Genomic DNA, 23,215 nt, shown 5'->3' with positions numbered 1-23,215 from the left:
CAAGTAGGCGCATCACGGACGATTTGGAGGCCGCCATGATCTGGACCGACATCTGTGCCCTGGACGATCTGACTCCCGATCGCGGCGTGGCCGCGCTCGTCAACGGCGCCCAAGTGGCCATCTTCCGGCTGAGCGACGGTCCCGTGCTCGCCGTCGGCAACGCCGACCCGATCGGCCTGGCCAACGTGCTCTCCCGGGGTCTCGTCGGCTCCCGCGGAGACCGGGCCGTGGTCTTCTCGCCGTTGCACAAGCAGGCGTTCGACCTGGCGACGGGGGAGTGCCTCGATGCCGAGGGGGTGCGCATCCCCGTCTACCCGGTGCAGGTGCAGGACGGTCGGGTGCTGGTCGGCCCCGTCGCGGCGGCCCGGCCGGTCAGCTGAGGCGATCAGTCGGGCGATCAGCCGAAACGGTCGGCTACGGTGATCGGCCCCGAACGGGCTGGTCAGGCCGCACACTGGGAGAAAGCCGACGCGGGAGGGGACGAAGATGACCGGTGCGCAGACAGCCCCGGGCGGATGGGTGGCCCTTGTCGGTGGCGGTCCCGGGCGGGCGGATCTGATCACCGTACGCGGTCTACGGCTGCTCCAAGCTGCGGATGTCGTGGTGGTCGACCGGCTGGCTCCCCGTGAACTGCTGGACGAGGTGCGACCCGGTACCGAGATCATCGATGCGGGCAAGGCGCCGCACGGTCACAACCTGACCCAGGACGAGATCAACGCGGTGGTCGTCGATCGGGGACTGCGCGGGTTCGGTGTCGTCCGRCTCAAGGGCGGCGATCCGTTCGTCTTCGGTCGTGGCGGCGAGGAGGCTCTGGCCTGCKCCGCGGCCGGCCTGCCCTGCGAGATCGTCCCCGGGGTGACGAGCGCCGTCGCGGTCCCCGCGCTCGCCGGGATCCCGGTGACCCACCGGGGCATCACCCAGGACGTGGCCGTCGTCAGCGGCCACATCGATCCTTCGCATCCCGGTTCCACTGCCGACTGGGACGCGCTCGCTACCGGTCCGGGCACGGTCGTCGTGCTGATGGGCGTCGGGGCACTCTTTGAGATCAGTCACGAGCTGGTGAAGCGGGGCCGCCGGCCGGAGACTCCGACCGCGGTGATCCACGCTGGCGGGACAGCCGATGAGACGATTATCATCGGGCCCCTGGTGGATATCGCCCAGCTCGCGGCCGAAGCCGCGATCAGTTCTCCCGCGGTCATCGTAATCGGAGATGTGGTTACGCTACGTGATCGACTTGCAGGCGTGATAGGTACCGTCGGGGCGGTCCCAGCGTGGCCGGGCTCAGGAGACGTGACGGGCGGCGAGGACCGCCAGTAGCATCACGATTGCGATCAGTGCGACGATCACCTGCGGTGACATCTGGAAGAAGTTCTGGCGCAGATACTCGCGCGAGGCGCGGCAGGTGGGACACCGRCCTTCGACCACTAGTCCGGCGCAGCGCGCGCAGACGAGATCCTCGCTGCCCATGGCGCCTCCTTCCCACCCGTGACGGATGCCATGATCGGGCGATCGTCGCACTTCCCCGGGATGGGGGACAACACCCGGACGTTCCGGATGGAGCACGACCGCTGGCGACGCGCACGATCGACTTCCACGTTACGCCCGCGCACGGTGGCGTGCCGCTCCGTCAAAGGTCGATCGGGCGGGCGGCGACCCGTCCGGGCTGTTCCCGGAGATTCCGGTCGGGCGTAACCTGCGGTCCCCGACCTTCGTCACGCCCTACCATACGGCTACTGAAAGTCATAGGCGTGCGGGAAGGCGCAATGATTGTTTTGAGTTCCGTGAGCAAGCGGTACCCGAACGGCGACCGGCCGGCGCTGGTCGATGTCACCGCGGAGATCGGTGTCGGTGAGTTCGTCTTCCTCGTGGGTCCGTCCGGATCGGGTAAGACCACATTGCTGCGATTGCTGCTGCGGGAGGAACGAGCGACGTCCGGCCGGGTGCTGGTGGCTGGCCGTGACGTCGCGCGGATCCCGGACCGCGGGGTGCCCCAGTTGCGCCGGCTGGTCGGCTGTGTCTTCCAGGACTTTCGCCTGCTACCGAATCGGACCGTAACGGCGAACATCGCGTTCGCCCTTGACGTGGTCGGCCGTCCTCGGCATGTCGTGCGCAGCGTCGTGCCGGAGGCACTCGACCTGGTCGGCCTCGCGGAGAAGGCGGACCGGTATCCCGACGAACTCTCCGGAGGCGAACAGCAGCGGGTCGCGATCGCCCGGGCGTTCGTTGGCCGTCCACGGATCCTGCTGGCCGACGAGCCGACCGGCAACCTCGATCCGAACACCAGCATCGAGATCGTGAACCTGCTCGACACTGTTCATCAGGCCGGCACCACCGTCGTGATGGCCACCCACAACGCGTCGCTCGTCAACGCGATGCGCCGCCGGGTGCTCGAGCTGAGCGACGGCGCGCTGATCCGGGACGAGGCTCGCGGACGTTACAACCAGGATGATCTGGCGGTGCCGATGATTCCCCGGCCCCGGCCCAGGGTGCCGRCCGACCGGGTCCGCTGATGCGACCGGGTCTGCTGGCGTCGCTGCTGTGGACGGGCCTGCGCCGCAACCTGGCGATGACCTGTGCCATGATCATAACTGTCACGATCTGCCTGGCGTTGCTGGGGTCGGGCCTGCTCCTGCGGGCGCAGGTGCACACCATCGACGACTTCCTGCTCGACCAGATCGAGGTCGTCGTTGATCTCTCCGATGGCATCACCCCGGGCGAGCGGTCTGCCMTCGATGCCGAGATCGCGGCGGATCCACTGGTCGCCGACGTGCGGTACGAAAGCAAACAGCAGGTGTACGACCGTTTCCGCCGGGACTTCCGTGGATCGCCCGACGTCCTCGCCGGTGTCGGACCCGACGACCTGCCCGCGGCGCTACGACTCACGCTTACCGATCCGCGAGCGGCCCGCGACATCGTCGTCACCTACACCGGCCTCGACGGGGTGGAAGCTGTTCGCGACCAGCGCGGCCTGCTTGACCCGTTGTRCCGGTTCCTCGACGCCTTCACAGCGGGCGCTTTCGCCCTCGCCGGCGTGCAGGCCCTGGCGTCCTTCGCCCTCATCTACACGATGATCCGGATCTCGGCGCACGCCCGGCGACGGGAGACTTCGATCATGAAGATGGTCGGTGCTTCCAACGGAACAATCCGGGCTCCGTTCGTCTTGGAGATCGCGGCGGTGGGGCTGGTTGGCGGGCTGCTCGCCACGGGCGTGCTTGCGTTGGCGAAGATCTACCTGGTGGACGGCCGGTTCGCGAAGCAGACGATGTTCCCCCTGTTCGGTTGGTCGGYGGTCTGGGAGACCGCGGCCGTCGTGCTGGGGGTCGGTGTGCTCGCCGCCGCCGTGATGGCTTCGGTGGCGCTCCGCCGTCATCTGCGGGTCTGAGGCGTCATCCGTCGCTCGGCCCCGGTTCGCTTCGATTCGAACTGGACATCATCCTCGATGAATACTTCCTTGAGATAATCTTCGGGTGACACCTCATATTGGCGTCCCTCCGGGCTCGTCCAGGTGAAATGTCCAGGCCTGGGCTGGCACACGGACCATCCCTTCTGCGTGGATTGATCGGGAGATGATGTGCCCGGCCGCCCCGGTCTTCTYGTAGCTCCTTGCTTGGCGTCACGCCTAGGCCGCTTTTCACCCGAGTGTTTCAGCCGGTGATGCCTCCGGCATTTTGGCCCGAGGTTCCGCTCGCTCGTCTGGCCACCTCGACGATGCGGCCTGGTATGATCAAGATCGCAGTGAATGGAAGGCTGCTCGCATCCCGGAAAGACACATGTAGGGTTTCGAGTTCGAACATGACGAGCCAGGGCGGCCGAGGGAAAGCGACGCCGGCTGACCTCCAGAACTCGTCCTTCCGGCGGATCCATCAGTATCCGCCGCCATGTGCATCGGGGGTTCTCGGCCATCTCGCGAACGAGTCCGGCCGGTATCGGGCCATAACCGGGAAGTTCCGCCGGCCGTTCCGACATACCCAGCAGACAGGAAGCCGACACGACCACCTGCATCTCGATACTGACACGGTCACGATCCCGCCCCATCAGCAGGTCGTAGAAAACGTCGGCCCGACGCTGCTCGAGCCCGCGACCGTCCTGCGCACCGCCCGCTCTCCTCGCCAGAAGGTCCACTCGTCGAAACGCCGCGAGCATGCGGTCCGCCGGAAGCGAGGCCGAGATGCGGCCCATACCATCCGGCTCGGCCCGCACTGTCACCCGACGCGCCTTCGTCGCCCTGCGGCGACGCTGTTCCGCGCCCTGAGGGTCTACCAGCACCACACGCCGTCGAACGGCGGCCGCGAACGCTGCGTGGCTCGGCCGCCCACCCCGGCGCAGAACCGTCTCCGCCACGTCCGCGGCCTGGTCGTCCGACAGGTTGGCCGTCAGTCGTTCCAGCACGGTCAGCCGCTGGGAATCTAGCTCACCATGTTCCAGAGCAGTCAGCGCTGCCGGCATGCGGCGGACGACGCCGACCGCGAAACCCAACTGTTTGTTTCCCGCCGCTGATGACATTCTCAGCTCGGCGGCCAGTTCGTCTCCCGCGAACTCGTGAAATCCCCTGGCAACCCCGCTCTCATCCTCTTCCGTGGGCGGCCGTAGCTGCGCGAACCTCGCTCTMACGAGCAGCCGTGCCGCCTCCCAGCGCGCGATCTCCCGACCGATCTCCACATCTGCCCGGAGGCATCCGTCCGCGTCGAGTTCAGCTACACGATGACCATAAACCATCGATGAGTCCAGATGACGGGAAAGAGAACCACGGTCGTCGACTCCGGTGTCGCGGGGGCCCAGGGCCTCTGCTTCCTCGCGCGGGCTGGACTCGCCTGAACTGGACWCGCCCGGACTGGACTGTGAGCCGGGCCGAAGCGATGAACCGGGTCTGGTCACTGGATGCATCATGCCGCCTGTCATGGGCGCGTAGAGGGAGCGGTTGGATCTGCCGGCAGGAATCGCCGCCGATCCGCCTGAACACTCTGGTCATCGAACGTGTGTTCGAGTATAGTACTCGCTGGCACCGTTCATCAAGTCCATCGTCATCAAGTCCATCGTCTCGACGGCCGAGCAAGCTCGACAGCCGAGCAAGGAGGTGGAAGGTGCTGAACGCCCAGGTCGCGCCGCCGCGGCGRCTCCTCCGCGGGGCGCGCTGACGGCGCTCGTCGCCCTACGGAGCGCTCGGCGACGTCACCCGGGCCACGTCGGCGACCGACGATGGCGCTCACATGATCGATACCATGGGTGTCCTCGCGGTGGAGCCGGCGTGTCACCGACGCGGGAGGCAGGACGTAGGTTCGGAGAAGATTTCGCGAACGGTGTGGGAAGAGGGACAGGACAGTGCMGAGGGAGACGGGGCGCAGACTGATCGCGCAGAACAAGCGCGCCCGGCATGACTACGACATCCTCGACACCTACGAGGCTGGGCTGGTGCTCCGTGGCACCGAGGTGAAGGCGCTGCGGGCCGGGYGGGCCTCGCTCGTCGACGGGTTCGCCCAGATCAGCGATGGTGAGATCTGGCTGCACAACGTGCACATCCCCGAGTACACCGAGGGGACCTGGACGAACCACGCTCCCCGCCGCAAGCGCAAGATGCTGCTGCACCGGGCGGAGATCGAAAAGCTGGTCGGTAAGACCCAGGAGGGTGGGCTCACGCTGGTCCCGCTCTCGCTCTACTGGAAGGACGGGCGGGCGAAGATCGAAATTGCGCTGGCGCGTGGCCGCAAGTCCTACGACAAACGGCACGCGATCGCGGAGCGGGACGCGGCCCGGGAGATCGGCCGGGCGATGGGCCGCCGAGCCAAGGGGCGCTACCTCTGATAGCCAGCCGTCCATGACACCGTCCGTGGTGCCGCCGATGTTCCTGTCGACGTTTCTGTCGATGTTCCCGTCGTCGTTATTTCGTCGTCGTGCCGCGGATTCGCCGGTTCCGGCAGCATCCGGGTCGCCGTGACCGCCTCCGACGGCGACCGGCTGGCGCAGTTCGAGGCCCTGCTGAGCGCCCAGGGTAAGGCGGTGCTGGCGGCGGCGGTCGCGGCATTTGCCGAGGATGAGCGTGCCGGTGGAGGCGCGGCCCGGGAACTGGCTGTCGGTGCCCGCCTGCGCGCCGAGGGCGTGTCCCCCGCGCTCCTCGCCGCCGCGTTCACTCAGGCGGAGCTGAGGCGGCGCGCGATGGTCAAGTTTGCTCGGGCCGATCGGATGTTCTTCACCCGAGCCGGGTTGGAACAAGCGTCCTCGCAGGCGGCGGCCGAGCATCGGGCCGCGCGGTTCGCCGGTCTGTGCCGGCTCGCCGACCTGTGCWCGGGGATCGGCGGGGACGCGTTGGCCCTCGCGCGGGGCCGGGAGATCATGCTCGTCGACCGGGATCCGGTTCATCTGCGGATGGCCGCGCTCAACGTCGCCGTCCACGCGGTCGAGGGCACGACGGTGCTGCCCACGACGGTGCTGCCCACGACCGCGCCGCCCACGGGATCGACCGTGCCGACGGGATGCCTCGAGACGCGCCTGTCCGACGTGCGGGAGGTGGACCTCTCCGGATGCGACGCCGTGTTCGTCGATCCGGCCCGGCGTGCCGGCGACCGTCGGTTGGTGTCGCGGGCGAGCGAGCCGCCGCTGGCCTGGTGCTTCGGGCTTGCCGACAAGGTTGCGGCCGTCGCGGTGAAGGCCGCGCCAGGGCTGGCGACGGAGCTGGTTCCCCCCGGCTGGGAGATCGAGTTCGTGGCCGACGGACGGGATCTCAAGGAGGCCGTACTGTTTTCACCGGCCCTCGCGACCGCCCCGCGTCGCGCCACTGTGCTGCCCGGGCCGGGCGGCTCGGCGTCCCTGCGGGCCAGGGGAGCGCCGGTGAGCCTCACCGGGACCCCGGATCCAGTCGTCCCGGCGGATACAGGTCGGGCGGGTCGGGTGGGTCGGGTGGGTCGGGTCGGCGAGCTAGCCGGTCGGGTAGCGGCTCCGGGCCGGTTCCTCCACGATCCGAGCCCGGCGGTCACTCGGGCGGGCCTGATCGGCGAGCTCGGGCGGCGCCTCGGAGCCTGGCAGATTGATCCGATGATCGCCTTCCTGACCTCCGACGAGGCAGTGACGACCCCCTTCGCCCGCCTGCTGTGCATCGAGGCCGAGCTGCCCTTCGACGTGCGCCGGATCGCGGACCTGTTGCGGTCTCGTGAGATCGGGTCGCTGGACGTCCGGCGACGCGGTCTCGCCGGCGACGTCGAGGAGATCCGTCGCCGGTTGCTACCCCGCCGTCGTGATCTGATTCCCGGTGGACCGGCCGTCACCGTGGTGATGACGAGGCTGCGTGGAGCTCCCTGGGCCTTCGTCTGCACCCCGGTATCGGATGTCGGGGGTATCGGATGTCGGGGCGGTKGCGACCGACTCTCATGACCGACCGACTCTCATGACCGACCGATCCCGGTGGACGCCATCGGGGGCGAAACAGGAGTGACGTTCATGCGTGTTGCCTTCGTCGGACTGGGCACGATGGGATTTCCCATGGCCGGTCACCTGGTTCGGGCCGGGTTCTCCACCACCGCGTTCAATCGCACGGCCGCGACCGCGGCACGCTGGGCCGAGGAACATTCCGGCCGGATCGCGCCGTCGCCCGCCGCCGCGGCGACCGAGGTCGACGTCGTCTGCCTCTGCGTCGGTGCCGATGACGACGTCCGCGAGGWCGTCCTCGGTGCCGACGGGGTGCTGGGAGCGCTTCGGCCCGGTGCGATCATCRTCGATCACACGACGACCTCCGCGGAACTCGCGGAGGAGATCGCGGCGCGCACCGCCGAGGTCGGCGTCGGTTTCGTCGATGCCCCGGTCTCCGGCGGGGAGGCGGGTGCCATGGCCGGCCGGCTGAGCATCATGTGCGGTGGGGATCCTGAGACGATCGAGCGGGCCAGGCCGGTGCTCGCCGCCTACGGCGCGACCATCACGAGGATCGGGCCGGTCGGTAGCGGACAACTCACCAAGATGGTCAATCAGATTCTGGTGGCGGGAGCCGTCGAAGGGGCGGCCGAGGCCATCAACTTTGCTATTGCCGCCGGTCTGGACACCGATCTGGTGCTTTCCGCCGTGGCYGGCGGCGCCGCCAACTCGTGGTACCTGGCGAATCGTGGTCAGACCATGGTGCGCGACGAGTTCGATTTCGGGTTTGCGGTCGACTGGATGCGCAAGGATCTGCGGATCTGCCTTGCCGAGGCGGGCCGGCGTGGTATCCCGCTGCCGATGATCGAGCTGGCTGAGCGGGATCTCGCAGCTGCCCAGGCGGACGGCGAGGGCGGTCTCGACACGACGGTCGTCATCCGGCAGCGGCGCCGTGCGACCAGGCCGGGCGGCGCGGGTGGCGAAGTCTCTCCGGCTTCCTGATCATGGCGCCGCAACGGTGCCGGTCACGGTGGCGATCAGGCAGCCGGCGACGGTACCGGTCGCCAGGACGAGCGGGACGATCCGGCCGAGATGGAGCAGGCACAGGCCCCCGATCAGGGCTCCGGCGAACATGGCGACGGGGCCGGCGAACCGCCGCGTCCGCCGCGCCCCACCGCGGCCCGTTCCTCCGCCGAGCCGGGAGTCGATGATGATCCCGGTCAACGTGCTGGTCAGCACATTCGTCGGGATGTCCGGAACGGCCATCCGCCGAGCMGTCGCGTGCTGCAGGCCCATCGCGAGGGCCAGCGGGAGGATGACGGCATAGGGCCGGGCCCCGGGGATCTCGGGGATCTCGGGTTCCGTACCGAGTCCCTGGGTGACCAGCGTRGCGATCAGCGCGCCGGCCATCAGCCCGGTCTGCGCGGCCATCGCGATGATCAACCACGAGAAGCGGCGACCGCCGATTATGGTCACCGTGCCGATCCGTCCGGCGATGACGGCTCCGGCCAGGAAGCCAGCCAGGGCCAGCGCCGACAGGTCGGCGGACAGGCCCGGGGCCCCGGCCAGCGCAAAGGCCAGCAGGACGACGTTTCCGGTCATGTTGGCCACGAACACCCGGCCGAGTCCGAGAAAACTGACCGCGTCGACGAGACCGCTGAGGATCGCCAACGCCACCAGCAGAGTCGGYAGCCGCCGACGCTGGTCGGGGGACGGTCGCATGGGCACAGTTTCACCGAGCGACGGCCCGTGCGGCGGAAGGCGGGAACTCCCGGCGCCTCTGATTTCGGCGGCTCTGATCTGATCTTCTGATCTGATCAGAGCCGCAACGGACGGACCGGAGCCGCGGCGAGCGCGGGAGTGCTCCGCCAGTCGACCCCGGGAACGTCGATGTAGAGCTCGATCTCGTTGCCATCCGGGTCGAGGATGTACAAGCTGTGGGTGACCGTGTGATCCGACGCGCCGACGACGGTCACATCCGCGTCGTGCAGACGGGCGAGCACCGCGCGCAGCTCGTCGTCGCTGTCGCCAACCTTCAGCCCGAAGTGGTACAATCCCACCCGCCGGCCCTGGGGTATGGCCGCCGCGTCCTCGCCGACCTCGATGAGGAGCAGCTCGTGGTGGGTGCGTCCGGAGGAGAACGCGGCGGCCGGGGCCCGCAGTGGGTTGCCGTCCGCGCCCGCCGGGTCGGGAAAGATCTGCCGCCAGCCGAGTACGTCCCGGTAGAAGGCGCTGGAACGCTCGATGTCCCGGACGTAGAGGACGAGATGTCCCAGTTCCTTGATCTCCACGGTGATCTCCCGAGGCGCTGGTCGTCTGGTAGCCGTTATCCATACAACAACTCCGTACAACGACGTTGCCCGCGACGGCATGCCCACGGGGCCGGGCCGCTGTGACGCGCGGCCGCCACGCCCGCCACAGCCGCCACATCGGAAACCCGTTGGTACGCGGGGTGCCCGACGTGGGAACATGGAGCCGGCGTCCGAGCGTTGGACGCAGTGACGCGCGCGATGGGTCGGGTTGGCAGGAGCGTCTGTTGGCTGGTGCCGGCGTCTGCGTCTGCGTCTGCGTCTGCGTCTGCGGTACACTGAAACGTCGTAACTGATCAGAACTTGGGGGTGACCGGCTTCGACTCCGGACGTCGAGGCAGGGGAAGCGGGCCGAGGATGAGCGGTTATCTCGTTAACGATCCGTTCAGAACAACAGCTGCCAACAAGACGCAGCCCACTACCCCCACTTACGCGCTCGCCGCTTAAGAGGGACTAGGTAGTCGTCAGTCTGGGAGAGCCTCCGGCCCAGAATCTGACGTCGCTAGGAGGATCACCGGCTGACCTGGTCGCGGGGTCGGTCGGGACATCAAACAGCGACTGAGCCTATGTCGGCTTGCCTGCGTGTCCGACGAGGCTGAGAAACAAGTAGCAGGATGCGCCCGGAGAAGCCCTGTGTCGGGGCCGGAGGACGCGGGTTCGATTCCCGCCACCTCCACGAGAGGCCCGGCCTTTGGCCGGGCCTTTTTCGTGCCCTGACCAGCATCGACGCCAGCCGGCCGCACCACGCGGGGTCCGGCCGGAGGCTCGCTGGGCGATGGCTGGGCGACGCGCCTACGGCGAGGGATCGCCGCGGCGACCGCCTCGGCCGCGGCTTGGCCCGTCGACCGAAGCATGTGCGCGTAGATCTTCCCCGTGATCGCTGGCGAAGAGTGACGAAGCCTCTTCGAGATGATCGTGATATCGAGGCCTGCGGCCAGCTGGATGCTGGCGCTTCCGTGGCGCAGATCGTGGAGACGACGGCGGGGGAGCAGCCCTCGGCCAAGCTCGGTCCCCGCATCGAGGACGACCGACAGCGGCTCGGCGAGTGTGAGGAGATACCGGCCGCCTACCCGGTGCGCGCCCACGACCCGCACCGTGTGGCCGGCGTCCTCCCGGCCGACGTAGACGTTCCAGTCGCCGGCGGCCTTCCGGTAGAGGTTCCCGATCGCTACCTCGGTCGCACCGACGGCCGCGGCGACCTTCACTGTGCCCAGCAGGCCGGCCCGCTTCGCGATGACGTGCATGTGCCGGGTCACGTATTCCGGGTCCAGGTGGCGCCCGTCTGGCCGCGTGAAGATCAGGTCGCGGAGCTGCGTCGGGACGCCGTGTTCGTTCGGCAGCGTGCCGTTGTTCCACGCCAGGCCAACATCGGCGCGCTCCTGCTCCTGGGCGACCTGCCAGGCGAGCAGGCTGTCGACTGTGCCCGCGTCGACATCGACCTTGTTCTTGCTGCCTGACGTCTTCGGTGGCCCGACGTGCGTCTCCTTGCCCGACCGGGTGATCTGCTGGCGAATCCGTAGGACCCCGGTGAGCACGTCGAGGTCGGGCCAGGTCAGCCCGCACAGCTCGCCGCGGCGCAGCCCATGCAGTGCGGCGAGCTCGTAGAGCGCGAAGAGCCGCTCGCCGGCCGCCTCGTCGAGGAAGACGCCGACGTCTTCCGCCTCCCAGGGCTCAACCTCGGGTGCCGCGTGCTCGGGCAGTTCGACAGTCACGGCGGGGTTGAAGGGGATCATCCGCTGGCGTAGCGCGTGGTTCAGCGCCGCCCGCAGCATGTCGCGGATGTCGCCGAGCGTCGCCCGCAGCATGTCGCGGATGTCGCCGAGCGTCGCCGGCCCGACGGGGTTAYGCCGGGTCGGGTTGGTCTCCTCGATCCGGCGGAACATCGTGTCGATGTGATGGGACTGGAGTCCGGCGAGCGGCAGGTCGCCGAGGTACGGGACGAGGTAGAGCCGGATGAACTGCTCGTAGCGCGCCCGGGTGGACGGCCGCAGCTTTCGTTTCGATGGCAGCCACTGCTCGGCCAGGTAGGTCCTGACGGTGAGGCCGCCGGCGTGGCGCTGCCCGGCGCGGACCGTCCCGATCGCCTCGTCGGCAGCCTTCTCCGCCGCCGTCTTCGACGGCTCCCTGCCTTTCAGCTCCTTTTTGCCGACGAGGGTCTGCAGTTCTTTGGGCACGTAGACGCGCCATTCCCAGAACCCATGGCCCCGCTGTGACAGCTTCGGGCACTGCCCGTACGGATATGCCGTCCGGGTCTCGGGGTCGCGGCACCCACACAGATGCTTGACCGTCGGCTTCACTCGCCTTCCTCCGGCTCGGAGAGGAGTACACGCAGCCAGTCGGAGCCGCTCGGTGCTGGACCCCCACCCACGTTCTCAGGCATGCCTGGATCGAGGCTGTCGACATCGGCGAGGCTGGGCGGCAGCGGCGGCGGGGTCAGGCCGGTCGCCCGGATGGCGTCCCGAAGCCGCTTCAGGTACTGAGCCGCCCGGCGAGCAGTCTTCTCCGCAATGAAACGTTCGCTGGTCGCGCTTTCGAGTGCGCGGCTGGCAGCCATTCTCGCAGCGTGATATTCACCGTCCGACACGCCGCCGGGCACCATGCGGGCTCTCGCGCTCRCCACCCTCTCAGCGACGCGCTCAGCCTCACCTCGCGCGGCGATGGTGTAGTTGATCTCGGCTGCGTGCCTACGAAAGATCTCCTGCGTGCTGACCTGAGCCCACGGCGGTAGGCCATCCGGCGACGCATCGCCAGCGAACCACCGCGCCGCGTCCCAGGTAGGGACCACTCGGCCGGRCATAGCCTCGACGGTCTCGACGTGGCCGAGCGGATACAGCAGTTGCAGGGGCGGGACCCCGAGCACCGCGGCGAGAACGACCAGCTCGGCGACGGTCACGCCCGGCCGTCGCTCGTTTTCCGTGTTCGCGATCAGCGATCTGCTGATCTGGAGTCCCAGTTCCGAGCAGCGGTCGGCCACCTGCTGCGCGCTCAGTCCAAGGCGGGTCCGTTGGCGCCGGATCTCAGCGCCGATCACTCGGGCCTGCCTCTCCGACCAGTCGGGGTTGTGCATACAGGCACAGTAGGCGATCGCGCCCGGTCCTAGTTGACATGTGGCGATCGTACGGGTAGTTCTGGGTCTGTACTCACAGATGCTCATAATTTGATCCAATTTGACCGGGGAGGCTGCGCGTGGGAGCACAGGATGCCGGGGCGGGAGAGATGGGGCAGCGGGGTCGGCTGAGTGTGGCCGAGATCCGGGCGCGCAGGGGCAGTGGAGCGCTGAGCAGTTGCGTGCGCTGCCGGTCATCGTGGACGTCGAGACGGCGGCGTCGATCCTCGACATGGGGCTGACCAAGGCCAGGGCCATGGTCCGCGCCGGTACCTGGCCGACCCGCGTCATCCACAACGGCGATCGCTGGCTGGTCCCCGTTCGGCCCTTGCTGGAGCTGCTCGGTATCGAGCCGACCGCCGCGTGACCTCGGCCAGGCCCTCGACGGCCGGCTGGTCTACCTGGGAGGTCGAGGACCGAGCGCTGTGGGAGATCGGCCTCGACGTGGTCTCCAGCGCGCCTGCCACCCGCTGGCGCAGGCGCCGGCCGCGCGGCACCGACGGCACGGCCAGCCGGTGAGCACCGCCGACGAGGACGAAATCGTTCACGCCGAGCGGGTCGTGCTCGGCGCGCTGATGTACGCCGACCCCACGACGATGGTCGACGCGATCGCCCGGCTCGACCAAGGCGCGGACTTCCGGTTGCCATCCCACCGGGTGATCTACCGGGTGATCGTCGAGCTCTGGGCGGCCGACGTCCCACCCGACCCGAGCGCCGTGTGGGCGGAGGTCGGACGCCGCGCGGCAGCGGATCGGGCCACGCCCCATCACGGTCTTCAGAGCACCGATCTGACGGACATGGTCGCCGTGGTCCCCAACCTGGCGATGGTGCCGTACTACGTCGCCAAGGTGGYGGCTGCAGGCGACCGGCGCCGGACGGCCGAGGCGCTCGCGCTCGCCGCCGAGCGGATCGGGAAGGGCGCTGACGTCGACCAGGTCGCCGGCGACGTCGTCAAGGTGCTCGCCTCGCGGGGCCGCCCTGCTCGTTCGGGCCGGCGCGCCCGCGTGACGTGGGCAGACACGATCGACCCTGAGCCGGTCGTGTGGRCCTGGACGGACGAGGGCGAGGGGCGGATCCCGGCGGGTGCTCTGTCGCTCGCCGCGGGCCGAGAGGGCACCGGGAAGTCCTMGTTCGGGTTGTGGATCACCGCTCAGGTCAGCCGTGGCCTGCTCCCGGGCTCGTTCTACGGCACGCCACGGCCGGCGCTCTATGCCGCCGTCGAGGACTCCTGGAAACACACCCTCGTCCCGCGTCTGATCGCGGCCGGTGCCGACCGCTCCAAGGTCGCCCGGTTCGACGTGGTCCAGGACGACGACGCCGAGGTCGCGCTCTCCCTGCCGGTCGACAACGACCTACTCGAAGAGACGATCACCGATCTCGGTGCCGCGCTCGTCGTGATCGACCCGCTGATGTCGGCGCTCGACGCCACACTCGACAGCCACCGAACCCGGGAGGTTCGCCGCGCGCTGGACCCGCTGGCCGGGATCGCGGACCGCACGGGCGCCGTCATCCTGGGAATCGCCCACTTCAACAAGTCGAGCGGCACCGATGTAGCCCAGCTCATCACCGGCTCCGGGGCCTTCAAGGACGTTCCCCGGGCCGTGTTCGGCTTCGCCCGGGACGACTCGGAGGACGCCTCGGCTGCCGGCGGTCGTGTCATGACGCAGGTGAAGAACTCGCTCGGCAGGGACGATCTCCCCTCGCTCACCTACGGCATCGCGAGCGCGGTCGTCGAAACCGGGCGCGGCACGTCTCACGTCGGCCGGCTCCACTTCACCGGACGCACCGACCGGACCGTCGCCGACGTGCTCAGCTCCTCCAGTGCACCCGACCCCGACGCCGAAGCCGACCGCGCGGAAGCCGCCGACTGGCTACGCGACTACCTGACCGGGCACGGTGGCGAGGCGTCGCCGAGGGACATCGAGAAGGCCGGCCGAGCCGACGGGTTCAGCACCGATCAGCTCAAGCGCGCGAAGCGCAAGGCCGGAGTCCGATCCGAGAAATCCAGCATGGCGGGCCCCTGGGTGTGGCGAATCGACGTCACAGACAGCAACCGGCAGCGGTCCGGCGGGAGTATCCCCGAAGAGCGCGGCGACGAAGCGCGCACCGAAGGGAGCACCTGCGCGGCATCGAATGGTGACCACGCAGAGTGGTCGGTTTTCGGGCCGGTCGCCTCATGACCGGCGGTCCCGTCTCGGCCGGCGGGTGGTCGCCGGCCGGCCAGACGGCCTACGCCTCGGCGGCCCTCGCCAGAGGGCGAGCGACCATGAACCATTCCGCGGACATCCGCCGGTCGTTGACCTCGACGATGCGGCCGGACTCATCGCGCGTGACGCAGATGATCCGAAAGACGGGTACGCCAGCGGGAATCCCGAGGATCGCGGCTTCGTCGCCGGTCGGCATCCGCGCGCCGTAGAGATCCTCCCAGGACAGGTGGAGTCCCATGTCCTGCTCCATGCGGTCGAAGATCCCGCCTGGCCCGCTGTTGATCGCTTCGAGGACGGTCCCGTGTGCCAGGTCGGCGGGGATGTAGGACGTGGCGATCTGGAGGACTTCACCCCCTGCTGGCCCCATCCGCCGGTCGCGGATGACGACTTCGGCGTTCGCGTCGGGTAGGCGGAGTATCCGCGCGATGTCGGCGGGGGCCGGGCCGCGCGACAGCGACGGCGGGACGAGCGCGACCCAGTCGACCGCGGCGGGGTCGAAGTAGTAGCCGCGTTCGTCACGGTAGACAGCGCGGTCTCGAATGACGTGCTGGGTGTCGAGGRCTGGGCGGCGCCGGACGAACGTCCCGAAGGGTGGCCGCCGGTCGATGAGCCCCTCGACTTCGAGCGGAGCGAGCGCTTGGCGCACGGTCGGYCGCGACGTCCCCCACTGCTCGGCGAGCGCCTTCTCAGGCGGGAGCTTCGCGCCTGGCGGCAAGGTGCCGTCCGCGATCTGACGGCGCAGGTCCGCCTCGATCCTCCGGTAGATCCGCTCCTCGGGCGCCATGGCCAGACCGTACTGGGAGACGGTCTTGACAGTCACTACCAGAGTGACGGTATTGACTGTCTATACAGTTCCCTCTACCGTGGGAGACGCCAGCCCAGGACATGTCGGCGCAGGAGGGCCCGTGACGGACAAGACGCCCAGCCCGCCGATCGTGGTGGAGCGCTGCGAGTGTGGCGCCTTGGTCGCCGAGCACCGCGGCGACGGGTGGCGTGAGGCGGGGGCCTGCGGATCGCTGGTCGCGTTCGCCCCGGCTGCCCTGGCAGGCGTCGACTCGGTGGTCTGCCTTGGCATCGACGGCGCGCCGTGCGGCCATCTGGGCGCTGAGCACAGCGACGTCGACGAGGTGGGCGGCTGCYGCTGGTGCGGCTGCACCCGCAGCTACGACCACGGCAAGCCGGGCGACGACGACCCGGAGGGCACTATCTCCGAGGTCGTCATCGGTGGCGCCCGCTGGACGTGGCGACATGAAGGCGCCGGTATCTGGACCCGGGTCGACAGCGCCGAGCGGCACACCACCGCCCAGCTGAGGGCGCTCGGCGCGACCGCCCAGTGGACCGCCAGCGAGACGGCCCGATGAGCGCCAAGCTGCCCGGGCCGCACCGGGAACCGGCCGACCTCGACCGCCGAGTCCTGGCCGCGCAGCTGCGCGCCCTCGCCGACAACTACGACGCCGCGATCACCGCCACCGAGCAGGTGATCCACGGCGGCGACACACCGCCCGACGCCGACCTCGACGACCTGCGGCAACACCGATCAGCCCTGATCGGCTCGTGGCACCGCCTGCGCGCCGAGGCCGACAACCTCACGGGCGATGCCCGATGAACCGCCGTGGCTGTGGCCGGCGCAGGCACGGAGCGGGGTGGCGGAAGTGAGCACCCGCGAGCCGGCCAGCGGCCTGGCGGACGAGCGGGCATCGCTGGCCGTCGCCCGGACGAACGTCGCCGCCGAGGTCGCCTTCCTCGTCCGGACCGCTGCCCGGCGACTCGTCGCCGACGACCCGGACCTGTCCAGACAGACGGCTGCCGCGATCAGCGAAGGGCGCGCCGTGCTGGCGGACCTCGACCTGCGGGTCGCCGCGCTCGACCGCAAGGAGGAATCCCAGTGATCACGTTTCACCGGCCGGGCTGGCTTGAGCGCACTGCTCGCCGGGCGCTGCCGTTCCTCCTCGGCGCCGGCGCGTTCGCCGTTGCCGGCGTCCACACGGTCGCCGCGTCGCCGAGTGGGCCGGCCAGCCGCTGTGGGCTGCGGTCGTCATCACCGGCACCGGCGAGGCCATGGCCGTCGCCGCCGTCCTCGAGGTCCGCCACCGCCGCCGGACCGGCGGCGGTCTGTTCTGGCCAGTTCTCGTCACGATCGCCGCGTTCGGCTTCTCCGCCGCCTGCAACCTGACCGCCGCCCTGGTCCGCAGCGACGGCGGCAGGCTCGCCGGCCATCCGGGAGCGTGGCGTCCGGCGATGGCGGTGTGGCCGGTCGTCGCCTTCGCGCTCGTGACGCTGATGAAGGCCACGGGCGGACACGGCGACGACGAGGCCCAGCCCGACATCCCGGCCGCGCCAGCCCCGGCGGTTGTCGGGGCTGACCGTGTGCTCGACCCGGCCGTCGATGACCCTCGCGGGCACGGTGGCGAGCACACCGGCACGCCGATCGTCCGGCCACGGATGAGCACACCGGGGCAGCCGCGTGCGCGCGTTGCCGGGCCGACCAGCGCGGCGCGTGAGCCGCTTGGACCCGTCCCCACTCGTCTGGAGACGGTATCCCCCGCCGCACCCCCTTACACGGCGGAACAAAACCATTCGAACGCTGTCCGTTATGCCCCGGGGTGGCGGACGGCTGTCCGGCGGCCCGCCCGCCCACCCCCACCGGTCGCGGCGTGACGGCCTTCCCGGCGGTTGGCCCGATGGTCGGGGTGACAGGCGGATCGGCACCTTCGGTGCTCATCTCTTCCGGCACGGCCACCGGCCCGGCCGGTTCGCGCCGGCCGCCGCCGGGGTCCCAGTCGTCAAACGGCAGCATCGTGTCGATGCTCACGGCTCACCCCGCCCAGGGGCTGACCTCCCAGCAGGTGACACAGGGGGTCCCGCACCGGCCGGACCGATATCACCATCGGTGAGCAGGCCCCGCCCGGCATACCGCCATACCCCGACGGCCACCGTGTTCGGGTCCCCGTCCGGACGGCCGAACGCATCCACCAGCCCCCGACCGGACAGCGCCCCGCCGATCAGCCGTGCGTAGACCCGCCGCGCGCCGCGCAACGCGCCGAACGTCGTGCTGTACTTCCTGCTTTTCGTGATCCAGTGTCCACCCCAGCCAAACGCGTGGGACCAACGCAGCAACCCCGGCAACCGGCCCGGAAGCCGTCCGGCCGCCTCGTCGAGTGCCGCCGCGAACGTTTCATCGGTGCCAAGCTGCCAGCAGGTTTCCACCATCCGCCGCGCATGCGCGTGCAGGGGGAGCCGGGCGAGATGGGCGAGGCTACGCACCGGCCGGTCCAGCAGCCCCCCGGCCGTGACGGACTTCGTCAGGTATTTCGCCAGATAGTTAGCGATCTTCCCCGAGGTGGTGGGTCCATCCAACGCGACCGGCCGAATATCGACCTGCACCCCCCAGCGCACCGCCAGCGTTCCGGCCGGATCGTGCGGGTCGGGCGCTGTCACCGATACCTCTGCCACGACAGCCCGCAGACAGTCGGCAACCAGACGGGTGGTCGCCCACCCGGGCGGGGCCACGAGGTCATCCGGGTCCTCGCCGCGCCCGTCGACCCGGACGACGGCGTGCAGGTGGACCAGGCCCCGGGCCTGCATTTCCACGGCTTTCACGAAGGTGATCCGTACCTGACGGCGCAGACCGGCCACCGTCAGACCGACCGCCGCCGCTACGGCGGATTCGGTCGCGTCCCGGGTGGCCTTCCACAGCACCGGCGCGAGCGAGTTCCAGATGACCGCGCCCGGATAGTCGAAGCAGTCCGGGCACAGCGGCTGTCCGAGCGTGGGATCCCCGTCCCCGTGYCGGGCGTGGCAGCCCGCCGGCCGTCCATGCGGGCATTCGCYCCGCCGAGGCCGGCACGCCCGCGCCTCACCCCGCTTCCCCCGGGACCGGCGGGAGTGCACCGGCCCGAAACTCGGCGCGGTCAACGTCACGAACAGCGCCGGATGACCGCWGACCGTGTCGGGAACGCTCGTGCCACCGGCCAGCCCGGACAGCACGATCCGCCGGGCATCCCGCTTGTACGTCGCCGAACACGCCGGGCAGACCGACTCCCGCCGGTTGTTGCACCGCACATGCACCACCCCGCCGGGCAGACCCGCCGCCGAGAACGCCCGCCGCACCTCCCCGGACGTGACATCCACATGATCGGTGTGGCCCTTCAGGCGAATCGGAGAAACACAGCCACCGGCTACCGCAACCTGTACGGACTCCGCCACTTTCCGTGACTCCTTTCGGGTGTGGCAGAGCCACACCACCCACATGCGGGAATCAGATGGAGGGGGAACGCGCCGCGGTCATCGGCGTGAGATGGTCAGTCGGACCGCCGAAACTGCTCTTCCCAGCGCGCCCATGCTTGTTCAGCGGCTGGTGAGCCGTCGTCCGCGGTGACCGGCGGGGGAGCCGGGGGCAGCGCCGGGGGTGGCGGGGGTCGCCGCCATGCGCGCAGCGGAATCGTCGGGTCGTCCACGTCCCGGGGACCGGTGGGGGTGGTGCAGGGTGGGGAGGCTGCGCGGGGGTCGCAAGGGGGCATGGACGGCATCGAGGGCATCGAGGGCAGTTGTGGTCGCCACCCTTCCGCCGGTTCCATCGGGGTGGTGGGATGGACCGGAGCGTGCTGCGCGGCCATGGTCCGGATGTCGTCGTCGGTGAGCCATCCGGCGCGGACCCGGACGGGGGTCGGGTCTTCGTCCACCAGGACGTAGCCGACTCCGGGCAGGCCCCGGGGAACGCGGTCGCAAAGCGCGCCTCGATCCCGGGCACCTTCTCCCAACACCATGTTGATCTGTACTGGTTCTGTGAGCCGGAGCGCGACCCGGACGGGGAACAGGTCCCGGAACGGCAACACATCCTTGCCGGGGTCTTGCAGCGCACCGACGACGACGACCCCCGGTGCCCGGCCCTGGGAGAGCAACAGTTGCAGCGCAACCGCGATCCGCTTCTTGACTTCCGCATCGGATACGTAGGCCGTCAGGCTCGCGACCTCATCGATGATGATCACGATCAGGGGATCGTCCGGGGTGGGTGTGTGGGACCGGGCCACCCCGCGTAGCCGGCCCGTGCGCCGCTCCATGACCGTCACGRCATCTTCGAGGAGATCCGCGATCGTCGCCGCGGTTACGGCGAAACGCGCGAACAAAGGTTCCCCGAAGGCGAGTTCCATGCCGCCCTTCGGGTCACACGCCCAGACCTCCGCGACGCCCCCGCGGATCGACGGGGCAAGCGCCCGGATGATCGACCAGATGACCGAGCCTTTACCGGCCCCGGTGGCCCCGGCGATGAGCACATGCGACCCGCGCAGCGGCAGCAGCCAGGCCCGGCGGTCCTCCCGCACCCCGATCGGTAGGGCGTCCAGCTCACCGGCCGCACCGGCGGGCAGCAGATCCGCGCGGACTGCCCGGCCCAGCACCTCACGGCGCACCAACACCAGGCCGACCCGGTCCGCCCGGTCCAGATCCGGAGAGATCCGCACCTCCCGCAGCTTCAGCGTGGCCGTCAGCTTCCCCGCCGCCTGTTGGAGATCGTCCACGCTCAGGCCTGGTGACAGGACCAGCCGCAGATGCCAGCCCGCCGCGCCCCGCCGCGCCCGCCGTATCCGGGGAACACGCCCACCGCCCCCAGCAGACGGTGTTTCCACCCGGCAGGCATGGCAAGCGGCCGCCCAGCGTCGCCGCAGCCGCCCACCCAGCAGCCAGCCGACCACCGCCCGGCGCAGCACCGGCACGACCAGCACGACCAGCACCAGGCCGAGGAGCAGCCCCCGTCCCCAGAAGGAACCGAACCGGCCGATGATCGATTGCGGCACCATCAGCAGCACGAGCAGCRCCAGCACCTCACGGCGCCATCCCCAGATATGCCGCAGGCCGTACCGGACCAGCAGTTCCGGCACCGACGGCCGCAACGACAGCCGAAACTGATCTTTCCGCATCCGGCCGGGCCGGATCCGTAGCACCGACACACCTACTCCYTTGCGCGCACGAGCAGGACCGGCCGGGATGGCGGCACACGGTCAGGGCACCGCCACCCCCGAACCGGGTAGCCCTAGCTCTTGCTTGACACCCCGGTGATCGAGGYCGCTGAGTACGAGATGCCGTGACGGCCCTGCATCTGCCAGGAGCGGCCCACCAGGCCCGTCAGCCGTACCGGCGTCCCCGGCTGTACCGTCGGCGCCTCCCCCGCGATCCGGACCGTGATCACTTCCGCTGTGCCGTCCGCCATCGCGACTGCAACCGGCACGGTCCACAACGGCAGCCCATCCGCGTTCCCTCGCTGGCTGCCGGACTCTCGGTCTATCACCGGCGCAGCCGGACCCATTGCGGTTACCACGGAAAACGCCGTCACGTCCACGGGAATCACCCGCATCGCGTCACCCCTGATCATTGGTATCTTCTGGTGCCGCCCGTCAGCGGCCTGATCTCATGGTCTCCCGGGGTAGTGCGCCGAAATCTTCTAGGTTGTGCGTGAAAAGTGCGCCAGCCGGCCATCCGCTTTTCACGCAGTCCGCACGCACAACCAGCGCACCCGGCACACGGAAAAGCGGGGTACAGGAAAGCCTTGTACCCCGCCCGTGCCCCTCGTGCTAACGCTGGAGGAGCAGTTTGCATACCTGCACCGCGAGATCCCACATCAACGCATGTTCACGGTCACCCCGCAGGCTCGCCGGTGCGATCCGCAGCGCATCCGCCGCCCGCGCCCGCCGCGTACTGACGCGCAAACCCGCCGTTCCGGGGGAGAGCCCGAGCAGCAGCCGCACCGCCCGATCCTCCGGACTATCCAGCCCCGCCGCCGCGTTCCGGATCAGATCCTCAGCCGCGAGCATCCGCGCCGCCCACGGCGTCACCCCCGGCTCCAGCACATCCACCACCACGGGGGTATATGCCCCCAACCGTGCGGCCGTGGCGCCGTGACGGATCGTGGAGCACAGCCCCATCCACAGCATGTCCAAATCCGGCAGACTCTCCACGCTCACCAGGCATCACCGGCATCACCGGCATCACCGGCCGCGACGGTCACCGACACCGGACCAGGCCCCGGACGGTGCAGCACCTCCACGACCACCGTCGCCGCCAACGACAGCGCGCACATCCCCGCGCACCACGCCACCAGCGCCAGCACGAACAGCGCCTGATGACGCCGGGATATCTCTTCGGAGGCCAGCTCGACACGCCGCCGCATCACCACATCGCCTTTCCGACCAGCCGGATCACGGCAATGACGATCACGGCTACGAGGATGAACGGGATCGCGGCCGACGCCTCAGAAAACAGAAAAAGGCTCAGGTACAGGCACCAAAAGAAAGCTACCCACCAGCCGAACCCGAAGCTGGTCCGCACATAGTAACGGGGCATGGGAAAACCCTCCAGGAACGAAGACCGTGAAGCCGACCGCCTCACACACCCCATCCTGCGGACCAGGAATCCCACGTCCTAGGACAAGACGCGGCTTGTCCGCGGCTCTTTCACAGACCAGACCCAGACCAGCCACGGACGCAGTCCGCTCTACATGTCCCCAACCCGGACGGAACGCAGACGGAGCACAGACACGCACCGTGCATAGTCAGTGGCCGGACGGCACGCGGACGGAACCCGGACACCACGCGGACGCGCCAACACGAGACAAGAAAGGATCGCCATGCCCCCCGACGTGACAGAACTGACCACAGTCCTAACCCTCTGCTACCRCAACGGTATCCGGTTGCCCACCTACATGATCACCCCTGATGTACGCCGACAGCTAACAGACATGATCGTTCCGCCGCGAGTTGAGCCCGAGGAACCCGACGCGCTTCTCCGCAGGGCTTTCACCGCCCACGCGATCATCAAAGCCAGCGTTGCCGCCATCGGCGGGAGCGAAGCACGCGCGCTCCGCCTCCTCCTGGACCTCGACGGGAAAGAGAAACGCAGCGTCACCGACCGGCGCRCAGACGCTGCGGAGCCGTACGACATCACCGGGGGCAGCTTCCTGCGCCGCCATCAACGCACCGTCACAGAAGCACTAGCGGCGGAAATCTGGCGCAGGCTCACCGCCGCACAGCCCACCGCCGACCCCCAGGCCATCCCCATGCCCTGGACACCCAGCATCCCACCACCCCCGCATGCCTTCCCCACACCCCACATCCCCGCCAGCACACCACCCCCGCAACCAGCCCAACCGAGTCACCGGCGAGATCACCATCCCCGCCGTTGCCAGCCAGCCCCAAGCATCCCCACCACCGGTAGAGCACTACCGTCCCCGCCGTATACGAGAAGACCCCGAACCGGGCGCGAGGGGG

27 protein-coding genes, 1 other RNA gene and 1 pseudogene are annotated in these 23,215 nt (G+C 69.4%); 16 read left to right on the top strand and 13 right to left on the bottom strand.

What is annotated here, in order from left to right; genetic code table 11:
• Positions 1 to 35: 35 nt before the first annotated feature.
• Together nirD and cobA are read left to right on the top strand one after the other, a co-directional pair.
• Positions 36 to 380: a nitrite reductase small subunit NirD gene (gene nirD / locus Manayef4_RS03350; RefSeq protein WP_011435248.1), complete on the top strand. Its 345-nt coding sequence runs from the start codon at positions 36 to 38 to the stop codon at positions 378 to 380.
• Between the two features lie 106 nt (positions 381 to 486).
• Positions 487 to 1,317: a uroporphyrinogen-III C-methyltransferase gene (gene cobA, locus Manayef4_RS03345; RefSeq protein ID WP_070130573.1), complete on the top strand. Its 831-nt coding sequence runs from the start codon at positions 487 to 489 to the stop codon at positions 1,315 to 1,317.
• Here cobA and Manayef4_RS03340 read toward each other — a convergent pair.
• Positions 1,282 to 1,467, bottom strand: coding sequence for a hypothetical protein (locus tag Manayef4_RS03340; RefSeq protein ID WP_023839929.1), 186 nt, complete (start codon positions 1,465 to 1,467; stop codon positions 1,282 to 1,284). The genes cobA and Manayef4_RS03340 overlap by 36 nt on opposite strands.
• Positions 1,468 to 1,763: 296 nt before the next feature.
• On the opposite strand from Manayef4_RS03340, the gene ftsE reads away from it, so the two are divergent.
• Both ftsE and ftsX read left to right on the top strand, forming a co-directional pair.
• Positions 1,764 to 2,510: a cell division ATP-binding protein FtsE gene (ftsE, locus tag Manayef4_RS03335; protein WP_070130572.1), complete on the top strand. Its 747-nt coding sequence runs from the start codon at positions 1,764 to 1,766 to the stop codon at positions 2,508 to 2,510.
• Positions 2,510 to 3,382: a permease-like cell division protein FtsX gene (ftsX, locus tag Manayef4_RS03330; protein ID WP_070130571.1), complete on the top strand. Its 873-nt coding sequence runs from the start codon at positions 2,510 to 2,512 to the stop codon at positions 3,380 to 3,382. The genes ftsE and ftsX overlap by 1 nt, the downstream gene beginning before the upstream one ends.
• Here the strand turns inward: ftsX and Manayef4_RS22335 are convergent.
• Positions 3,367 to 4,659 carry an HNH endonuclease signature motif containing protein gene (locus tag Manayef4_RS22335; RefSeq protein ID WP_254665440.1) on the bottom strand — a complete coding sequence of 431 codons (1,293 nt, stop codon included), beginning with the start codon at positions 4,657 to 4,659 and terminating at the stop codon, positions 3,367 to 3,369. The two genes, ftsX and Manayef4_RS22335, sit on opposite strands and share 16 nt — an antisense overlap.
• Positions 4,660 to 5,319: 660 nt before the next feature.
• Between Manayef4_RS22335 and smpB the strand changes: the two genes are divergently transcribed.
• The 3 genes from smpB to Manayef4_RS03310 all read left to right on the top strand — a co-directional run bounded on the left by smpB (position 5,320) and on the right by Manayef4_RS03310 (position 8,337).
• Positions 5,320 to 5,799 carry an SsrA-binding protein SmpB gene (gene smpB / locus Manayef4_RS03320; RefSeq protein ID WP_070130570.1) on the top strand — a complete coding sequence of 160 codons (480 nt, stop codon included), beginning with the start codon at positions 5,320 to 5,322 and terminating at the stop codon, positions 5,797 to 5,799.
• Positions 5,800 to 5,928: 129 nt separating this feature from the next.
• Complete coding sequence (locus tag Manayef4_RS03315) at positions 5,929 to 7,362, top strand: hypothetical protein (RefSeq protein ID WP_070130569.1); 1,434 nt, start codon at positions 5,929 to 5,931, stop codon at positions 7,360 to 7,362.
• Between the two features lie 66 nt (positions 7,363 to 7,428).
• Positions 7,429 to 8,337, top strand: coding sequence for an NAD(P)-dependent oxidoreductase (locus Manayef4_RS03310; RefSeq protein ID WP_070130638.1), 909 nt, complete (start codon positions 7,429 to 7,431; stop codon positions 8,335 to 8,337).
• Here Manayef4_RS03310 and Manayef4_RS03305 read toward each other — a convergent pair whose 3' ends face one another.
• Both Manayef4_RS03305 and Manayef4_RS03300 read right to left on the bottom strand, forming a co-directional pair.
• Positions 8,338 to 9,057 carry a YoaK family protein gene (locus Manayef4_RS03305; protein ID WP_011435257.1) on the bottom strand — a complete coding sequence of 240 codons (720 nt, stop codon included), beginning with the start codon at positions 9,055 to 9,057 and terminating at the stop codon, positions 8,338 to 8,340.
• 95 nt (positions 9,058 to 9,152) lie between these two features.
• Entirely contained in the window at positions 9,153 to 9,626 is a 474-nt protein-coding gene (locus tag Manayef4_RS03300; protein WP_023839931.1) for a VOC family protein, read from the bottom strand.
• 323 nt (positions 9,627 to 9,949) lie between these two features.
• Between Manayef4_RS03300 and ssrA the strand changes: the two genes are divergently transcribed.
• Positions 9,950 to 10,323: a transfer-messenger RNA gene (ssrA, locus tag Manayef4_RS03295) on the top strand.
• Between the two features lie 277 nt (positions 10,324 to 10,600).
• A complete protein-coding gene (locus Manayef4_RS25635; protein ID WP_070982750.1) occupies positions 10,601 to 11,101 on the top strand; it encodes a hypothetical protein in 501 nt (166 codons plus the stop codon).
• A 444-nt stretch (positions 11,102 to 11,545) separates the two neighbouring features.
• Here Manayef4_RS25635 and Manayef4_RS25630 read toward each other — a convergent pair.
• Both Manayef4_RS25630 and Manayef4_RS03280 read right to left on the bottom strand, forming a co-directional pair.
• Positions 11,546 to 11,818, bottom strand: a pseudogene (locus tag Manayef4_RS25630) (site-specific integrase); the annotation flags it as partial.
• Between the two features lie 119 nt (positions 11,819 to 11,937).
• Complete coding sequence (locus Manayef4_RS03280; RefSeq protein ID WP_175443308.1) at positions 11,938 to 12,675, bottom strand: helix-turn-helix transcriptional regulator; 738 nt, start codon at positions 12,673 to 12,675, stop codon at positions 11,938 to 11,940.
• Positions 12,676 to 12,928: 253 nt separating this feature from the next.
• On the opposite strand from Manayef4_RS03280, the gene Manayef4_RS03275 reads away from it, so the two are divergent.
• From Manayef4_RS03275 to Manayef4_RS03270, 3 genes are read left to right on the top strand one after another with little or no spacing between them, the layout of a single operon-like run.
• On the top strand, positions 12,929 to 13,117 hold the full coding sequence (locus Manayef4_RS03275) for a hypothetical protein (protein WP_023839933.1): 189 nt from the start codon (positions 12,929 to 12,931) through the stop codon (positions 13,115 to 13,117).
• Positions 13,114 to 13,269 carry a hypothetical protein gene (locus tag Manayef4_RS24745; RefSeq protein ID WP_157493295.1) on the top strand — a complete coding sequence of 52 codons (156 nt, stop codon included), beginning with the start codon at positions 13,114 to 13,116 and terminating at the stop codon, positions 13,267 to 13,269. Before Manayef4_RS03275 ends, Manayef4_RS24745 begins: the two co-directional genes overlap by 4 nt.
• Positions 13,266 to 14,930 (top strand): AAA family ATPase, encoded by a 1,665-nt coding sequence (locus tag Manayef4_RS03270; protein ID WP_070130565.1) that lies wholly within the window; start codon positions 13,266 to 13,268, stop codon positions 14,928 to 14,930. The genes Manayef4_RS24745 and Manayef4_RS03270 overlap by 4 nt, the downstream gene beginning before the upstream one ends.
• A gap of 49 nt (positions 14,931 to 14,979) precedes the next feature.
• On the opposite strand, the gene Manayef4_RS03265 is transcribed toward Manayef4_RS03270, so the two are convergent.
• The gene (locus tag Manayef4_RS03265) at positions 14,980 to 15,777 is read right to left on the bottom strand and encodes a GntR family transcriptional regulator (RefSeq protein WP_083282250.1); all 798 of its coding nucleotides are present in this window, start codon (positions 15,775 to 15,777) and stop codon (positions 14,980 to 14,982) included.
• 85 nt (positions 15,778 to 15,862) lie between these two features.
• Between Manayef4_RS03265 and Manayef4_RS03260 the strand changes: the two genes are divergently transcribed.
• The 4 genes from Manayef4_RS03260 (at position 15,863) to Manayef4_RS23825 (ending at position 17,615) form a co-directional block, all read left to right on the top strand.
• Positions 15,863 to 16,318 (top strand): hypothetical protein, encoded by a 456-nt coding sequence (locus Manayef4_RS03260; protein ID WP_070130564.1) that lies wholly within the window; start codon positions 15,863 to 15,865, stop codon positions 16,316 to 16,318.
• Positions 16,315 to 16,563 (top strand): hypothetical protein, encoded by a 249-nt coding sequence (locus Manayef4_RS03255; RefSeq protein WP_023839937.1) that lies wholly within the window; start codon positions 16,315 to 16,317, stop codon positions 16,561 to 16,563. The genes Manayef4_RS03260 and Manayef4_RS03255 overlap by 4 nt, the downstream gene beginning before the upstream one ends.
• Positions 16,553 to 16,846, top strand: coding sequence for a hypothetical protein (locus Manayef4_RS03250; RefSeq protein ID WP_023839938.1), 294 nt, complete (start codon positions 16,553 to 16,555; stop codon positions 16,844 to 16,846). Before Manayef4_RS03255 ends, Manayef4_RS03250 begins: the two co-directional genes overlap by 11 nt.
• 169 nt (positions 16,847 to 17,015) lie before the next feature.
• The gene (locus Manayef4_RS23825) at positions 17,016 to 17,615 is read left to right on the top strand and encodes a hypothetical protein (protein ID WP_023839939.1); all 600 of its coding nucleotides are present in this window, start codon (positions 17,016 to 17,018) and stop codon (positions 17,613 to 17,615) included.
• 150 nt (positions 17,616 to 17,765) lie between these two features.
• On the opposite strand, the gene Manayef4_RS03240 is transcribed toward Manayef4_RS23825, so the two are convergent.
• The 6 genes from Manayef4_RS03240 to Manayef4_RS03215 all read right to left on the bottom strand — a co-directional run bounded on the left by Manayef4_RS03240 (position 17,766) and on the right by Manayef4_RS03215 (position 22,917).
• A complete protein-coding gene (locus Manayef4_RS03240) occupies positions 17,766 to 19,163 on the bottom strand; it encodes a replication initiator (RefSeq protein ID WP_349257421.1) in 1,398 nt (465 codons plus the stop codon).
• A 95-nt stretch (positions 19,164 to 19,258) separates the two neighbouring features.
• On the bottom strand, positions 19,259 to 20,902 hold the full coding sequence (locus Manayef4_RS03235; protein WP_070130563.1) for an FtsK/SpoIIIE domain-containing protein: 1,644 nt from the start codon (positions 20,900 to 20,902) through the stop codon (positions 19,259 to 19,261).
• 621 nt (positions 20,903 to 21,523) lie between these two features.
• Positions 21,524 to 21,913, bottom strand: coding sequence for a hypothetical protein (locus tag Manayef4_RS03225; protein WP_023839943.1), 390 nt, complete (start codon positions 21,911 to 21,913; stop codon positions 21,524 to 21,526).
• Positions 21,910 to 22,119: a hypothetical protein gene (locus Manayef4_RS03220; protein ID WP_023839944.1), complete on the bottom strand. Its 210-nt coding sequence runs from the start codon at positions 22,117 to 22,119 to the stop codon at positions 21,910 to 21,912. Before Manayef4_RS03220 ends, Manayef4_RS03225 begins: the two co-directional genes overlap by 4 nt.
• A complete protein-coding gene (locus Manayef4_RS24740; protein WP_023839945.1) occupies positions 22,119 to 22,292 on the bottom strand; it encodes a hypothetical protein in 174 nt (57 codons plus the stop codon). Before Manayef4_RS24740 ends, Manayef4_RS03220 begins: the two co-directional genes overlap by 1 nt.
• A 385-nt stretch (positions 22,293 to 22,677) precedes the next feature.
• Positions 22,678 to 22,917, bottom strand: coding sequence for a hypothetical protein (locus Manayef4_RS03215; protein ID WP_035730701.1), 240 nt, complete (start codon positions 22,915 to 22,917; stop codon positions 22,678 to 22,680).
• Between the last annotated feature and the right edge of the window lie 298 nt (positions 22,918 to 23,215).

The organism is Frankia sp. CgMI4, assembly GCF_001756285.1.
Classification (GTDB): domain Bacteria; phylum Actinomycetota; class Actinomycetes; order Frankiales; family Frankiaceae; genus Frankia; species Frankia casuarinae.
The sequence above is the reverse complement of the archived record's forward strand: the minus strand, read 5'-3'. Positions and strand labels throughout refer to the sequence as shown.

Excerpts from the sequence above, each read along its gene's own strand:
- nirD (WP_011435248.1), top strand. The coding sequence starts at position 36 with ATGATCTGGACCGACATCTGTGCCCTGGACGATCTGACTCCCGATCGC.
- Manayef4_RS03255 (WP_023839937.1), top strand. The coding sequence starts at position 16,315 with ATGAGCGCCAAGCTGCCCGGGCCGCACCGGGAACCGGCCGACCTCGAC.
- Manayef4_RS03250 (WP_023839938.1), top strand. The coding sequence starts at position 16,553 with ATGCCCGATGAACCGCCGTGGCTGTGGCCGGCGCAGGCACGGAGCGGG.
- Manayef4_RS23825 (WP_023839939.1), top strand. The coding sequence starts at position 17,016 with ATGGCCGTCGCCGCCGTCCTCGAGGTCCGCCACCGCCGCCGGACCGGC.
- Manayef4_RS03220 (WP_023839944.1), bottom strand. The coding sequence starts at position 22,119 with ATGCGGCGGCGTGTCGAGCTGGCCTCCGAAGAGATATCCCGGCGTCAT.
- Manayef4_RS24740 (WP_023839945.1), bottom strand. The coding sequence starts at position 22,292 with ATGCCCCGTTACTATGTGCGGACCAGCTTCGGGTTCGGCTGGTGGGTA.